The organism is Trinickia fusca (genome assembly GCF_003628145.1).
Classification (GTDB): Bacteria; Pseudomonadota; Gammaproteobacteria; order Burkholderiales; family Burkholderiaceae; genus Trinickia; species Trinickia fusca.
Genome location: NZ_RBZV01000004.1, coordinates 321240 through 336039, shown reverse-complemented (window position 1 = coordinate 336039; position 14800 = coordinate 321240). Strand labels below are relative to the sequence as shown.

Sequence of the window (14800 nt, the reverse complement as noted above, 5' to 3'; positions counted from 1 at the left end):
GCGGCGTTTCATCGGCTCTGGCTTCATCTGGTCGCAGCATTTCGCGGTTCATCGCGCCGCACGCTATGGCTTGGTTGCATGGGGTACAGTCGGGACACCCCGTTCGTCGTATGACAGGTTCTCCCGAGGCCATGTCGAGCAAACCTGATTCCCTGATTTTGTACTACCAAGGCTTGCGGCGTGGACGCGCCCGCATACCGTTGTCCGTGCTGGCGCTCATCGCCTTCAACTGCCTCGTCGGCCTCGCGTTCTGGGTGTCGATTCGCGACGCTCCATTGAGGGTGTATTTGGTCACATCGAATGGCATCGGTGTCCCCGCCTGCCTGCTGAGCTTGCTGGCCGACCGGATCGTGCCGGGCCGGCTGCGACTGTTGACGAAGGCGCTGGTGGTCACACCCATCAGTGTCATGATGGGCGTCGAGTTTGCCGCGCGGACGGTCGGGTACGTGCCAGAGTTGATCGGCAAGACGGCCCTTGACGTATGGTTGTCCCTCTCGCCGTCGTTCCTGATATCCGCCGCCATATCCGTGTTCCTGTCCGTGCTCGTGCAGTGGTTCCGCATGCGCGCGACGCTCGAACGGCAGCGCCGCGAGGCAGCCGAGCTGCGCCAGTCGGAGACGGCCGCGCGCCTGGCCTTGCTGCAGGCACAGATCGAGCCGCACTTTCTGTTCAACACGCTCGCGAACGTACAGAGCTTGATCGAGCGTGATCCTGCGCGGGCGTCAATGATGCTCGAGAACTTGAACTGCTATTTGCGCGCAAGCCTCGCACGTACGCGCAAGCCTACGTCGACGCTCGATGAGGAGCTCGCGCTCGTCGAGGCGTTGCTGCGTATCGCGTCGATCCGGCTCGGCGATCGGCTCTCATACGCCATCGACGTGCCTTCATCGGTGCGTGAACGGCCATTTGTGCCGTTGCTGCTGCAGCCGCTCGTCGAGAATGCGTTGCTGCATGGTATCGAGCCCTCGCTCGAGGGTGGCCAGATTCGTATCGCGGCCCGCTGCGAGGACCAGATGCTGCGCCTCGATGTCAGCGACACGGGCGTCGGCCTGGGCAACAGTACGAAGGTGCACGGCGGCGTCGGGCTCGCGAACGTGCGCGAGCGCATGCAGAGCCTTTATGGCGCCGAAGGCCAACTGTCGATCGGCGCGAACGCCGACGCCACGCGGGGCGTGACCGCGACGCTGCTGATTCCGATTCGCTGACCCGTTGCGCGGCAAGCCCCGTCCTTTCAGGGCGGGGAAGGATAGCGCGGACGGCGTAGCCGTCCTTCGTTCAATGTGGCGTTTGCTGTTGCTCGATGTACTGCCGCACGATGGAAATTGGTGCGCCCCCGCAAGATGAGGCGAAGTAGGACGGCGACCACAGGGCGCCCTTCCAGTAACGTTTCTGGATGTCGGGCCGCTCCCTGCGCAGCAGGCGGCTCGATACGCCCTTGAGGCTGTTTACCAGATTCGAGACGGCCACCTTGGGCGGGTATTCCACCAGTAGGTGCACGTAATCGTCCTCGCCGTCCATCTCGATCAGGTCGGCCTCGAAGTCGGCGCAGACCTTGGCGAAGATGGCTCGAAGTCGCCCGATAGCGTCCCCATCGAATACCCTACGGCGGTATTTCGCTACGAAGACCAAATGGACATGCATCTTAAAAACACAGTGCCGTCCGTGCCGAATATCGTTGTCGTTGCTCATAGACCAAGAGTATGATTGAGCCATGCAACGTCTTCAAGCCTTCAAATACGAACTGATGCCGACCGGCGAACAGCAGCGCAACATGCGCCGCTTTGCTGGCTCGTGCCGGTTCGTCTTCAACAAGGCGCTGGCGTTGCAGAAGGCGAGGTACGAGCAAGGCGGGAAGAAACTCGGCTACGCAGGCCTGTGCAAGGAACTCACGGCATGGCGCAATGGCGCGGAAACACCGTGGCTGGCCGATGCGCCCGTGCATCCGCTGCAACAGACGCTCAAGGACCTGGAGCGGGCCTATGCCAATTTCTTCGCCAAACGGGCCGACTTCCCGCGCTTCAAGAGGAAAGGCCAGGGCGACAGCTTTCGCTATCCAGACCCCAAGCAGATCAAGCTCGATCAGGCCAACAGCCGACTATTCCTGCCCAAGCTCGGATGGCTGCGCTACCGGAACAGCCGGGACGTGCTCGGCGCGGTGAAGAACATCACCGTCAGCCAGTCGTGCGGCAGGTGGTTCGTCTCGATCCAGACCGAACGCGAAGTTGAGCCGTCCGTGCCTCAGGCCACGAGCGCGGTCGGCATCGACATGGGCGTGGCTCGTTTCGCCACGCTCTCGGACGGCAGTTTCTACGCGCCGCTCGACAGCTTCAAGCGGCAAGAAACTGCTCTGCGTAAAGCGCAGCAGGCGATGAGTCGCAAGACCAAGTTCAGCAACAACTGGAAAAAGGCGCAAGCCCGAGTCCAGCGTATCCATGCCCGGATCGGTAACGCCCGCCGCGACTACCTGCACAAGAGCTCAACCGCGATCAGCCAAAACCACGCGATGGTGTGTATCGAGGACTTGCAGGTGCGCAACATGTCCAAGTCGGCAGCGGGCACAACCGATGCGCCTGGGAAGAACGTTCGAGCCAAGACCGGCCTGAATAAATCCATTCTCGATCAGGGCTGGTTCGAGTTCCGCCGTCAACTGGATTACAAGCTGGCGTGGAACGGCGGCTATCTCATCGCCGTGCCGCCGCAGAACACGAGCCGCACCTGTCCGTGCTGCGGGTACGTATCGAAGGAAAACCGCAAGACGCAAGCGCTGTTCGCGTGTGTCCGGTGCGGCTACGAGGAAAACGCCGATGTAGTCGGCGCAATCAACGTTTTAAGGGCGGGACACGCCCGGTTCGCCTGTGTCCCCCAAGGGGATTTCCTTCGGGGCAAAGTGAGTGACGCAGTAGGGTCGCCAGCAGCAGGAACCCACCGAAGCGACTCATCCCGGCTCGATGCCGCGATGAGCGCCGTAGGAATCTCCGGCCTTTAGGCCGGGGAGGAAGTCAATATGCCGACTGCCCTCATTGCCGACGACGAACCGAATCTCTCGGCCGAACTCGCCTCGAGGCTGTCTCGTCTGTGGCCCGAACTCGAGATCGTTGGGCAGCCGCGCAACGGCATCGATGCGCTGGCCGAGTTGGGCGCGAAGCGGCCCGACGTTGCGTTCCTCGACATCCGCATGCCCGGCATCGATGGGCTCAAGCTAGCGAGCCTCGCGCCCTATGTGCGCGTGGTGTTCGTGACCGCTTACGACGAGTACGCCGTGCAAGCGTTCGAAGCGTCGGCACTCGACTATCTGCTTAAGCCGATCAGCGACGAGCGGCTGCAGCGCTGCATTGCCAAGTTGCAGCGCGGCGGCTGGACGCCACCCGATGCGGCGACGCTGGCGGCCGCGTGCGAGGCCAGGGAGACGGCGCCGATACGTTGGCTGACGGTGGGTTTGAAGGACACGACGCGGCTCGTGTCGATCGATGACGTGTTGTACTTTCAATCGACGGACAAATACACCGAGGTGATCACGGCGCAGCAGCGCCACGTGATTCGCACCCCATTGAAGGAGCTGTTGCCGCGTCTCGACGCCGAGCGCTTTGCGCAGGTGCATCGCGGCGTGATCGTCGCGTATGCGGCGATCGATCGCGTCGAGCGTGATCTGCTCGGCAGGCTGCGCATTCATCTGCGCGGACATACCGATGTCTTGCCCGTGAGCCGCGCTTACGTGGGGTTGTTCAAACAGATGTAAGTGGGCTCATTGGCATTCGAATGCCTGCACGATCTCATCGATCATCGCCCTGATCCGCGTGGTGTGGCGTAGATCCTGGTGTGTGACGAGCCATACTTCGTAGAGCTCCGCGCGTGTGCGCTCGGGCCACACGCGCACGAGCCCATCCCGTTCGCCAAGCAGGACCGGAATTTCCCCGAGACCGAGGCCGGCCTTGATCTGCGAGCGCAGCATCAGATTCGAGTTGACGGCCGACACGATCCGACCGGCATGGATCGGCTCGCCGGCGAGTGTCGGTGCGCGGTTGCCGCTCCCCGGCATGTATGAGTGATACAGGACGATATCGTGACCGGCGAAGGCCGTTCCCGGATTCGGTTCGCCGCGCTTCTTGAGGTAGCCCTTCGACGCGAAGAGCCCCATTGGCCATCGCGCGAGGCGACGGGCGATCAGATCGGGATTCTCGGGTTTGATCGTTCGCACCGCGATGTCGGCTTCGCGCTTCGCGAGGTTCAGCGTCTGCGTCGACGTGCTCAACAGGACTCGCACGTCGGGATGTTTGGCGTGCAGACGAACGATGGCGGGAATCAGGAACTCCTGCGCGATCGAGTCGGTGGTCGTGACCCGCACGTCGCCTTCAAGCCGCGTGTCGACCCCGTGCGTGTGACGCACGAGTTCATGCGCTGCATGCTCCATCTTTTCCGCCGCCTTGAGCGCGAGTTCGCCAGCAGGCGTCAGCACGTAGCCGTCCGAGGTACGCAGAAACAGCGTCGCGGACAACGAGCGTTCAAGCGCGGCAATGCGCCTGCCTACCGTTGCCTGGTCCAGGTCGAGCGTCTTTGCGGCGCCTCTGAGCGTTCTCTCGCGTTGCACGGCGAGGAAGATGCGGGTGTCGTCCCAATCCACGATCACGTCTCCGATAGTGATGCAAAATTGCATCGCTCCATGGCCATATTGCATCACAAATTCATCGGCTTGCGGACCTATACTGACAGCCATGTATTCGCATCGTGGTGCTGAGCGACTGCTCCGCCTCGACCCCAAACGCCGCTTATTCGTATAGGAGATTCCATGCTCACGACTAACGAAACCTTGCCGTCGACGATGATGGCGATTGAAATCCGCGAGCCGGGTGGGCCGGAAGTGCTGGCGCCAGTGACGCGCGCCGTGCCGCGTCCAGAGGCGGGTGAGATTCTGATTCGTATGCTCGCGGCGGGTGTAAATGGCCCCGATGTCCTACAGCGCAAGGGGTTCTACGCGCCGCCGCCGGGCGCATCGGACATTCCTGGGCTCGAAGTGGCGGGCGAGGTGGTCGCCGTCGGTAGCGGTGTGACGCGTTTTCAGGTGGGTGACCTCGTATGTGCGCTCGTCACTGGGGGCGGCTATGCCGAGTTCGCCGTGGCGCATGAAAACGCGACGATGCCGATCCCCAAAGGGCTCAGCGTGGTCGAAGCAGCCGCGATGCCCGAGACGTTCATGACGGTATGGCTGAATCTTTTCCGGCGCGGCGGATTCAAAGCGGGCGAATCGGTACTGATCCACGGCGGGGCTTCGGGCATCGGCACCACGGCCACGATGCTTGCCAAGGCGTTCGGTGCGTCGAAGATCATCACGACAGCGGGTTCCGAAGCACACCGCGAGGCAAGCCTGCGACTCGGCGCCGACCTTTCGATCAATCACCGGGAGGCCGATTTTGTCGAAGAAGTGAAGCGATTCACCGACGGTCAAGGCATCGACGTGATTCTCGACATCATTGCCGGCGACTACCTCGCCCGCAACTTCGAGGCGGCGGCGATGAACGGGCGCATTGTCCAGGTCAGTGCGTTGAAAGGGGCAGCGAAGGACTTCAATATCTGGCCGCTGATGCACAAGCAGCTCACCCATATCGGATCGACGCTGCGTCCGCGCAGCTACGAGGACAAGGCGAGCATCATTCGCGATCTACAGCAACACGTGTGGCCGCTTTTTGAGGCGGGAGCGGTCAAGCCGCTGATCTGCCGAACCTTTCCGCTCGGTGAGGCGCGGCTTGCACACGAATTGATCGATTCGTCGCGGCACATCGGCAAGATTGTGTTGGTCGCCGATAACTGAAGTCGAAACCGAAACTGAAGCGTTCAAGCTCGTCGCTGGCAGGGCTCGACCTCCCAGCGACGATAAGCAGAACGACCAGCTGGATCAGCGCATCAACTGCATCGCGATCCGAGGCCCATGCCCTTGCCTGTAGGCCATATGCACCACCAGCATCATCGCAGGCTCGATGAAGCGCGACGCTTCGAGCGGACCCGCATCCGTGACCGTGGCCGGCAGTTCGCTCATGAGCTGGGCAACCGCTGCCTTTGCTTGAGCGTCCGCACCCGCGACGAAAACGCTCGGGGGTTGCCCGCCAATGGTCGGATCGTCGGAGTGCAGCAACTGCGCGAAAGGCGGCACGCCTTTGACGACTCGGGCATCGCTGGCCCATTGCGCGACTAGTTCTCCGGCCGACGTCGTCGTTCCGACTTCCAGGCCGCTCATGTCCGATTTCAGCGCATTGGTGCAATCCCACAGGATCTTGCCGTCGAAGCGTCCCGCCTCCTTCAGGGCATCGGGGACCACGCCCCAAGGCACCGCGAGCACCACCACCTCGGCAAACTCCACGGCTTCGGCCGGCGTACCGGACGCCACGCCTAGCGAAGACGCCAATTCCGATAGCGCCGCGCGATCGCGGTGGAAGCTCAACATCAACTCATGTCCGTGAGGGGCCAGGCGCTTGACCAGCGCCGTTCCGATATTGCCTGCACCGATGATTCCGATTCGCATTGGGGGATCTCCAGTTTCTATCGTTGTTGTTGAAATTGCGAAATGCCAGTGATCGGCGATGCGGAATATCTCACGAATCGTCATGGCGCGTGGGCGGTGCGAGCGAGCTTTCGAGGCTGATGCTACGCGGAGAATCGTCGCGCTAATCTCCGCAAGAAATGCGGAGATTGGTTGCCGATGCGGAGAATGGCGGTCATAATCTCCGCATGGAAAGCGGAGATTACACCTACATCTGGCAGGCCGATGATTGGCCGAACTGGCGCTACGACTTGGCCGCACTGGCTGCGCCGATGGCCGAGGTCAGCCGCGCCCAGGGGCTCTTGCTCGGGCGCTTGGCCGATGTCGGCATGACGCTGCGTAGCGAGGCCAGTCTTGCTGCTTTGACCGAAGACGTGGTCAAGACTAGTGAGATCGAGGGCGAGCATCTGAACGTCGAGTCCGTGCGCTCATCCATTGCACGTCGCCTCGGTGTCGACATCGGTGCGCTCGCCCCCGTTGATCGGCATGTCGACGGTGTGGTCGAGATGGTGCTGGATGCCGCGGAGAACTACCATGCCCCGCTATCGAAGGAGCGGCTCTTCGGTTGGCACGCGGCGTTGTTCCCCACCGGTTACTCGGGTATGTCCAGAATTACGGTTGCCGCGTGGCGGGATGACGCTCGTGGGCCGATGCAAGTAGTTTCGGGGCCAATCGGTCGCCAACGCGTGCATTTCGAAGCGCCGCCAGCTGACCGCCTCGAAGCCGAGATGGCGCGCCTGCTCGACTGGCTCGATGCAGAGACGCCCGAGCCACCCCTCATCAAAGCTGCCCTCGGTCATTTATGGTTCGTCACGCTGCATCCGTTCGACGATGGCAATGGACGCATTGCCCGTGCGATCGGCGACTTGCTGCTGGCGCGCGCAGATGGCGCGTCACAACGCTTCTACAGCCTTTCGGCTCAGATCCAGCGCGAGCGCAAGGCGTATTACGACATCCTCGAGCGAACCCAAAAGTCGACGCTGGACGTGACGCCCTGGCTTAGCTGGTTTCTGACGACGCTCCATGGCGCCGTCGATCAGGCGCAACGTTCGCTCGATGCAGTGCTGACGAAGGCGCGTTTTTGGCGGCGGTTCGCCCATACACCGATGAACGCGCGGCAAGTGAAATTGGTGAATCGCCTGCTCGACGGTTTCGACGGGAAGCTGACCAGCAGCAAGTGGGCAGCGATTGCCAAATGTTCGGCGGATACGGCGCTGCGCGACATCAGCGAGCTGATCGCCCATGATGTGCTGCGCAAGTCCGCAGCCGGCGGGCGCAGCACCAGTTACGAGCTCAACGATTCGTCTCAAGCCTGACCCTCGACCCTTCCCCGCTCGCCGATACCGCATCGTCCACGCCATCACCAGCGGCTTCGTATTTCAGGTCTCAACTTCTGATGGCGCAGGATCGAGCCTCAAGGAAATATTTGTAATGGCCGTTCCGTGTATGTCGTGAGAATTCACCATGATGAACAACGTTTCGGCGACCGGTTCCGCCGAGGCTACCGACGCGCCGTCGGAGCACGCCTCAAGCAATCAACCTAGCGTTCAGAGCAGGAGGCTCGCCGTTTCGCCGGGCTTAGCAGGGCTCGTACGGAACGAGGCCTACAAGATGCGCCAAGCGCGGTTCAAAACGGCTCTGGAGAGCAACGCGGTCGGACGGGGATTGCTCCAGGATCCGCGCATCGTCAACTCACGGCTGAGCAATGACCCGTCGCAGCCTCCTGTCTATCAGGGCGGCGAAAATGAGTTCGAAGGCGTGATCAATTTGCGCGACAAGAGCAGCTTCCCGTCGGAGGCGGAGCATCACGCCACGTTCACTCACGAGGCGCTGCATAAGTTGCATCATATGGAGGCGCCTGCCGAATACGCGCGCCGCAAGCAGGCCGATGGCACCCATCCCGGCTGGAGCAACGCCGAGGAAGAGTACACGATTACGGGCACAGACCCGTCTGCCACGCACCCAGCTGACCCGGCGCCTTCCGAAAACGCCGCAAGAACGGAGCTGGGCCTAAACGAGCGAAATTCGCATTTCGCCGTGCATGACGATCTGCCGCACAGAATGACCAATGAGCAATATCGTGCTCACCGCCGTCAGGATCAGGGAGAGGCTTTGCTTCAGGTCGCCAACGAGGCGCCCAGCAGACCGATGCCGGCGCGCTTGCGAGCCAGGCTTGAGGCACAAAGAAACAATAGAGGCTGAGGCCTTGCGGCACTCTGTGCCTGCGACGTGTCGTAGGCACACCCCTCACCCTCTCTCCGCCCGCCGATACCGTGTCGCCCAGACCACCGCCAGCGTCGCCGCGAACAGCACCGTGCATCCCGCCGAGAAGTCGTTGAGCGCGAGCATGTGCGCCTGAACGTCGACCGCTCGCGCGATCGAGGCCAGCGCGCCATCCGTGCTCATCCCCGCATGCCGCAACGTGTCGAACCATTCGGAGAACGAACGATTGAATGGCGTGATGCGCTCGATCAGATAGGTGCTGTGCACACGCGAGCGGCGTTCGAAATACGTCGGCGCCAGCGCGGTCGCCGTGCTCGTACCGATGCGGCGCAGCGCATTTTGCAGACCCGATGCCGCGGGCAAACGTTCGCGCGGCAGCGCCGCGATCGACAGCGATACCAGCGGCGTGACGAAGAGGGCGGTTGCCGCGCCCATCAGCAGTGAATTCCAGCCAATTTCGTCGATCGTCACCTCGGTATTGAAGCCTGTCCGCCAGAACGATGCCGCGCCCCAGCCGACCAGCGCGGCCGTCGCGAACCAGCGTGGATCGACGCGATGCTGAATACGGCCGATCACCGGCGCGATGAGAATGCCGGCGATGCCCAGTGGCGCCGTGGCGATGCCGGCCCACGTCGCGGTGTATCCCTGCTCCGTCTGCAGCCACAGCGGCACGAGCACGAGTGCCCCGTAATACGCGCCGAAGCCGACCGTCACGGCGACGGTGCCCGCGAGAAAGTTGCGATCGGCAAAGAGCCGCAAATCGACGATCGGATGTTCGTCGGTCAACTCCCACATCACGAGCGCGATGAAGCTGATTGCGCAAATCACGGCCAGCACACGGATGGGCGTGGCACTGAACCAGTCCAGTGTCTGCCCGCGGTCGAAGATCAATTGCAGCGAGCCGAAGGTCAGGGCGAGCAGCACGAGGCCGACGGCGTCGACGGGCAGCCTGCGCGTCGGGTTGTCGCGTCCGGCCAGGCCGCGTGTCAGGATCAGCAGCACGGCGATGCCGGTCGGCACGTTGATGTAGAAGATCCACGGCCACGAGATGTTGTCGGTGATCCAGCCGCCCGCGATCGGCCCCAGCACCGGCGCGACGAATGTCGTCGTCTGCCAGACCGCGAGCGCGACATTGCGGCGGGCGGCCGGAAACACGGCGATGAGCAACGCTTGCGACAACGCCGTCAACGGCCCCGACACCGCGCCTTGCAGCGCGCGAAACAAGAGCAGCGTCTCGAAGTTCGGCGCGACACCGCACAGCGCGGACGTCAGGATGAACAGCGCCAACGACACGCAAAAGAGCCGTACCTGTCCGAAACGCTGCGCGAGCCAGCCCGTCAGCGGCAGCGTGATCGCGAGCGGTGTGGCGAAACACGTGAGCATCCACGTGCCCATGTCGGGCGATACGCCGAGGTCGCCCGAGATCGTCGGCACGGCGACGTTGGCGATCGTGAGGTCGAGCGTCTGCATGAAGTTCGCGATGCTGATCGCCATGGCGATCGGGATCAGCGCCGCACCGTGCAGCGGTTCGAGTGGCGACGTAGGGCCACGGCGCAGAAACGATAGGGCTTTCATGGTGCAGCTTTCTCGTCGATACCGATACCGATGCCGCTATTAGCGCGGATCGTGCGGGCGACGAGCGCGTCGCCGACATGCGCCTCGTCGTCGTAGACGGTCGTCGTATCGGGCGTGCGAGCGGTGTGCTCGGAGAGGGGGGGCATCGCCATCGTCGTCGCCATCACCTCGCCGGGTCGCGCAACGCCCGTCATCCGCACCGTCGCCGTCATCGACAGGCCGATCAGCAGCGGATGAGCGCGCAGCTCGCGCGCATCGAGCGCGATGCGCACGGGCACGCGCTGCACGACCTTGATCCAGTTGCCCGTGGCGTTCTGCGCGGGGAGGGCGGCGAACGCGGCACCCGTGCCGGCCTCGAAGCCTTCGATGGTGCCGTGATAGACGACGTCGTCGCCGTACAGATCGGCGCGCAACTCGACGGGCTGCCCGGGGCGCATGCGTCGCAGTTGGGACTCCTTGAAGTTCGCATCGACCCACACGCGATCGAGCGGCACGAGCTCCATGACAGGCGTGCCCGGCGCAACATGCTGGCCGACTTGCACGAGTCGGCGCGTGACGCGGCCCGCGATCGGCGCGCGCACGTCGGTGCGCGACAACGCAAGTGCCGCACTGCGGACCTGGGTGGCGGCGGCCTTGACCAGCGGGCTCGAATCGATCGTCGTGCCGTCGACGTGCGCGAGGCTCGCGCGATAGGCGGCGCGCTGCGCATCGAGCGCTGCTTGCGCGGCGGCGACCGCATCGTGGGCGTGACGAATCTCTTCTTTGGCGACCCCGCCGTCGGCCGCCACGGCCAGGCGCCGCTGCAAGTCGTCTTGCGCACGTGCGAGGTCCGACTCGCGCAACCGGATTTGCGCAAGCTCGCGCGAAGCGTCGGCGTTGGCCGAGCGATAGTCGCGGACCGAATGCGCGAGCGCATTGACAGCCGCATCAAGTGCCACGCGCATGTCGGTCTTGTCGATTTCGACGAGCGGAGTGCCCGATTCGACCCAATCGGTGTTTTGCGCGAGCACGGCCACGGCGGTGCCCGCCACGCGCGGAGAGATCTGCACGACATCGCCGGCGACGTAGGCGTCGTCGGTGCTCTCGACGTTGCGCGATTCGAGCCACCACCAGACGGTGACGACTGCGGCGATCAGCACGAGCGCGACGCCGAATGCACGGAAATAGCGGCGTCGTCGCGCAGCGAACGATGCGTGCGACGCCTGTGCTTGATCGGTCGTCGGCGCGGCTTGGGAAGGGGTGGGCTGACTCATTGGACGTCCTTGTCGTTTTGGGTGACGGCGCCGCCGAGCGCGCCGATCAATTGAACGTGGCTGATCAGCAAGGCCGACTGGGCTTGCGCGTAGGCCGCACGGTCTTCATGCAAGCGGTTTTGCGCGAGCAGCACGTCGAGATAGCCGGAGACACCGTGTTCGTAGCGGCGCGTCTCGAGGTCGTAGCTGCTTTGAGCACGCGTCAGCGCTTCGTGCGTGAAGTCCCGCTGTTTGCGTTGGGTCGCGATCGTGGCGAGCGTGTCGCTGATCTGGGCGAGCGCACGCACGACCGTGTCGTCGTACTGCGCTACCGCTTCGTTGTAGACGGCCACCTGCGCGCGAAGATTGGCGCGCAGTCGTCCTCCTTCGAAGATCGGCAGCGTGAGCGCAGGGCCCACGCCGAGCGACGCGCTGTTGCCGCTCAGCAGCGCACGCAGCCCGAGGCTTTGCCAGCCCGCGAACGCGAGCAGGTCGATGTCGGGGTAGAACGCGGCACGCGCGACGTCGATCTGCGCCGTCTTCGCCTCGACGTCGGCTTTGGCGGCAGCCACGTCGGGGCGGCGTGCGATGAGGTCGGCCGGTAGCGCCCGCGGCAACTGCGCTTGCACGTCGAGGACAGCGGGCGCGGGGACGAGCGTCGCCGTATAGCCGGGGCCGCGTCCCGCGAGCACGGCCAGGCGGTCGCGCAGCACCGCGATGTCCGCGTCGTAGCCGGCGAGTTCGCTCTCGGCCAGCGGAATCGGCTCGGCGGCGCGCAGCGAGGCCATGCGCATATCGAGCCCGGCTGCCACGCGCTGGTCGGTCAGTCGAAGTAACGCGCGATGCTGCGCGAGCGTATCTTCGGCGATCTGCCGCAACTGCCAGTCGCGCGCGAGTTCCAGATAAGTGGCGACGAGTGCCGTTTCCAAAGCGAGCGAGGCGCCGCGTTCGAGCGCTGCCTGTTCGTCGGCACGACGGCTCGCTGCACGCACGGTGGCGTCGATGCGTCCGGCGAGGTCGAGATCGAACGAGAGCCCGGCGAGCACCTGCGTATCGGTTTGCCAGTGCCCTGCCGCCGGCGGCGGAATCTTGTAGCTGCCGGGAAAGCGCGTGGGGGTGACGGACAACGAGCCGTCGATTTGCGGCCGGCCAGCCGCGCGTTCGACGTCGGTGCGCGCCAGCGCTTCGTTGACGCGTTCGCGCACGACCGTCAGCGTCGGTGCGCTCGCCCGTGCATCGTCGACCAGGCGATCGAGCGCCGCATCATGAAAATCGCGCCACCACTGTGGGGCCAGGTCGGGGCCACCCTGTACATCGCGAATGCGGTCGCCGACGTCGTAAGTCTCGACCGGCTTGACCGCGCTGGTCGGGGGCACTTGGCCGAAGCCCGCGCAGCCGCCAAGGATAGCGGCGCTGAGCGCGCAGGCCCAGACGCGCGGAACGTGTGGGAAGAAGGAAGCGGACACCATAAGGAATCGCTAAGTTGAGTCGTAAGATATATCGTTAGATATAACGTACGCTTTTGCATGGCCTGGCGACAACTGACAGAAATGCCAGTCGGCGCCGTGCGGCAACCCATGCCGAGCGGCGCGCGACACGGGTTGGGCGGGATCAAAGCGCGCTGCGCAGCGGGGCGAAGCAACGCGTGGCGAACGTGATGCGCCGGCGGTAGACCGCGCTCGCGAGCAGGGACAGAAGGGCGTGGATGTCATCGAATGCTTCGTCGGTATGGTCGACGGACGGTGCGAGCAGGAGGCCGCACGCGTGGGCGACACCGCATTCGATGTCTTGTGCCGTCTGCGAGGCGAGCACGGTTTGATCGATCGCATCGCCGGAAGGCGAGCAGCCGACGACAAGACGTGTGGCGACGGTATCGATCGAGCTTGCCTGACCGGGCTCGTCGATCGTGTCGAGGCGCACGAGCACGACGTCGACGGGGGCCGTCGACCCGGCGGCCAAGCGCGGCTCCTCGCCGTCGCACCATCCCCATCGCTCGAAGCGAGCTCGACGTGCGGCCCGCGTGCCGGCCGGCTCGGGTGGCAGCACGCCGAGCACCACCGGCACGCCGACCGTATGCAGACGTTGCGCGGCGCTGCGTGCGCGCTCGATCGCCGGATCGTCCGCCGCCGTGCCGCGGACGAAGGCGAGCACCTCGAGTTCGTCTTCGTAGATGGTGCGCCACGCGTCGATGCGCACGGCGACGTCATGCGCGGCCGATGCGCACCTCGCATGCGCACCGACTTCGATCAGGACGAGCAGGCGGTCGTCAGCGTGGTGGCGGATCGCCTGCACGTGGCGTTGAGTGCGATTGCGCATCAGCATGGCACGTCCTCCGTTTCGGGCGAGAGGATGAGCGAAGCCGACGCCGCCCCTTCGTCTCGCGGATAGGCGCCGAGCACATAGACTTCTTCGGCTACCGCGCCAAGTGCGTCGAGTGCCGCAGCCACGGGCGGCTCGTCGCGATGGCCGGCCACGTCGACGAAGAACCAGTAGGCCCAGCTTTCGCCGCGTAGCGGGCGCGGCTCGAGCCACAGCACCGAGACACCACACTGGGCAATCGCGTCGAACACGCGAGCGAGCGAGCCGACCGAATGCGCGAGGCGCACGACGAGGCTCGTGCGATCGCGTCCGGTCGGTCGCGGCGCCGCACCGCCCAGGACCAGAAAGCGCGTGTGATTGTCGGGACGGTCCTGAATCGCGCGCGCTGCGATCCGCAGGCCGTATTGGGCTGCGGTACGCTCGCCGGCGATGGCCGCACTGCCGCGCGCGTTGACGCTGCTCCGCACGGCGGCCGAATTGCTGGACGCTTCTTCGAGCCGGGCATGCGGCAGATGCGTGGCGAGCCACTGCCGGCACTGAGCGAGTGCATGCGGATGCGCGATGACGGTGTCGATCGAGGTCAGGTCGGGTTGCATCGACAGCAGACAGTGCGAGACCGGTATCACGATCTCGCCCGTGATCGACGTGTGCGTATCGAGCAAGCGGTCGACGGTACGCACCACGGCGCCTTCGCTCGAGTTCTCGATCGGTACGATAGCGGCACGCGCGCGCCCGTCCGCGAGCGCTGCAAAGATTTCGTCGATGCTCTCGCAGGCGAGCGTTTCATCGGACAGCGCAACGCGCGTACGCATCGCCTCTTCGGTGTAGCTGCCGCTCGGGCCGAGGAACGCGACCGGTGATGGGAGACCCGGCAAAGGCAGGCTGGTGCTCCTGAACGCGGCGCCGGCCGTGTCGTGGCCAA

Annotated in this window: 13 protein-coding genes and 1 pseudogene; 6 read left to right on the top strand and 8 right to left on the bottom strand. The window is 64.3% G+C overall.

Translation table 11 applies throughout. The features are described 5' to 3' along the window. Nucleotides 1-131: 131 nt before the first annotated feature. Nucleotides 132-1205, top strand: coding sequence for a sensor histidine kinase (locus D7S89_RS13485; protein WP_121278173.1), 1074 nt, complete (start codon nucleotides 132-134; stop codon nucleotides 1203-1205). 70 nt (nucleotides 1206-1275) lie between these two features. Here D7S89_RS13485 and tnpA read toward each other — a convergent pair whose 3' ends face one another. Next, nucleotides 1276-1689 carry an IS200/IS605 family transposase gene (tnpA, locus tag D7S89_RS13480; protein ID WP_121278337.1) on the bottom strand — a complete coding sequence of 138 codons (414 nt, stop codon included), beginning with the start codon at nucleotides 1687-1689 and terminating at the stop codon, nucleotides 1276-1278. A 22-nt stretch (nucleotides 1690-1711) separates the two neighbouring features. Between tnpA and D7S89_RS13475 the strand changes: the two genes are divergently transcribed. After that, entirely contained in the window at nucleotides 1712-2986 is a 1275-nt protein-coding gene (locus tag D7S89_RS13475; protein ID WP_121278172.1) for an RNA-guided endonuclease InsQ/TnpB family protein, read from the top strand. 18 nt (nucleotides 2987-3004) lie between these two features. Then, nucleotides 3005-3736 carry a LytR/AlgR family response regulator transcription factor gene (locus D7S89_RS13470; protein ID WP_121278171.1) on the top strand — a complete coding sequence of 244 codons (732 nt, stop codon included), beginning with the start codon at nucleotides 3005-3007 and terminating at the stop codon, nucleotides 3734-3736. A 6-nt stretch (nucleotides 3737-3742) separates the two neighbouring features. Here the strand turns inward: D7S89_RS13470 and D7S89_RS13465 are convergent, their stop codons facing one another. Continuing rightward, entirely contained in the window at nucleotides 3743-4618 is an 876-nt protein-coding gene (locus D7S89_RS13465) for a LysR family transcriptional regulator (RefSeq protein ID WP_121278336.1), read from the bottom strand. 165 nt (nucleotides 4619-4783) lie between these two features. Between D7S89_RS13465 and D7S89_RS13460 the strand changes: the two genes are divergently transcribed. After that, nucleotides 4784-5803, top strand: a complete 1020-nt coding sequence (locus D7S89_RS13460) for an NAD(P)H-quinone oxidoreductase (RefSeq protein ID WP_245982881.1) — start codon at nucleotides 4784-4786, stop codon at nucleotides 5801-5803. 84 nt (nucleotides 5804-5887) lie between these two features. Here the strand turns inward: D7S89_RS13460 and D7S89_RS13455 are convergent, their stop codons facing one another. Beyond that, on the bottom strand, nucleotides 5888-6595 hold the full coding sequence (locus tag D7S89_RS13455; protein WP_121278170.1) for an NADPH-dependent F420 reductase: 708 nt from the start codon (nucleotides 6593-6595) through the stop codon (nucleotides 5888-5890). Nucleotides 6596-6717: 122 nt separating this feature from the next. Between D7S89_RS13455 and D7S89_RS13450 the strand changes: the two genes are divergently transcribed. Together D7S89_RS13450 and D7S89_RS13445 are read left to right on the top strand one after the other, a co-directional pair. Continuing rightward, a complete protein-coding gene (locus D7S89_RS13450) occupies nucleotides 6718-7845 on the top strand; it encodes a Fic family protein (protein WP_121278334.1) in 1128 nt (375 codons plus the stop codon). 148 nt (nucleotides 7846-7993) lie between these two features. Further along, entirely contained in the window at nucleotides 7994-8731 is a 738-nt protein-coding gene (locus tag D7S89_RS13445; RefSeq protein ID WP_121278169.1) for a hypothetical protein, read from the top strand. A gap of 45 nt (nucleotides 8732-8776) precedes the next feature. Here the strand turns inward: D7S89_RS13445 and D7S89_RS13440 are convergent, their stop codons facing one another. The 5 genes and pseudogenes from D7S89_RS13440 to pheA form a co-directional block, all read right to left on the bottom strand. Next, nucleotides 8777-10327, bottom strand: coding sequence for a DHA2 family efflux MFS transporter permease subunit (locus D7S89_RS13440; protein ID WP_121278168.1), 1551 nt, complete (start codon nucleotides 10325-10327; stop codon nucleotides 8777-8779). Next, complete coding sequence (locus D7S89_RS13435; protein ID WP_121278167.1) at nucleotides 10324-11580, bottom strand: HlyD/EmrA/EmrK family protein; 1257 nt, start codon at nucleotides 11578-11580, stop codon at nucleotides 10324-10326. The genes D7S89_RS13440 and D7S89_RS13435 overlap by 4 nt, the downstream gene beginning before the upstream one ends. Next, nucleotides 11577-13028 (bottom strand): efflux transporter outer membrane subunit, encoded by a 1452-nt coding sequence (locus D7S89_RS13430; RefSeq protein ID WP_121278166.1) that lies wholly within the window; start codon nucleotides 13026-13028, stop codon nucleotides 11577-11579. Before D7S89_RS13430 ends, D7S89_RS13435 begins: the two co-directional genes overlap by 4 nt. A gap of 142 nt (nucleotides 13029-13170) precedes the next feature. Next, complete coding sequence (locus D7S89_RS13425) at nucleotides 13171-13881, bottom strand: hypothetical protein (protein WP_121278165.1); 711 nt, start codon at nucleotides 13879-13881, stop codon at nucleotides 13171-13173. Continuing rightward, nucleotides 13875-14723 (bottom strand): annotated as a pseudogene (pheA, locus tag D7S89_RS27825) (prephenate dehydratase); the annotation flags it as partial. The pseudogene pheA and the gene D7S89_RS13425, both read right to left, overlap by 7 nt. Nucleotides 14724-14800 lie beyond the last annotated feature (77 nt).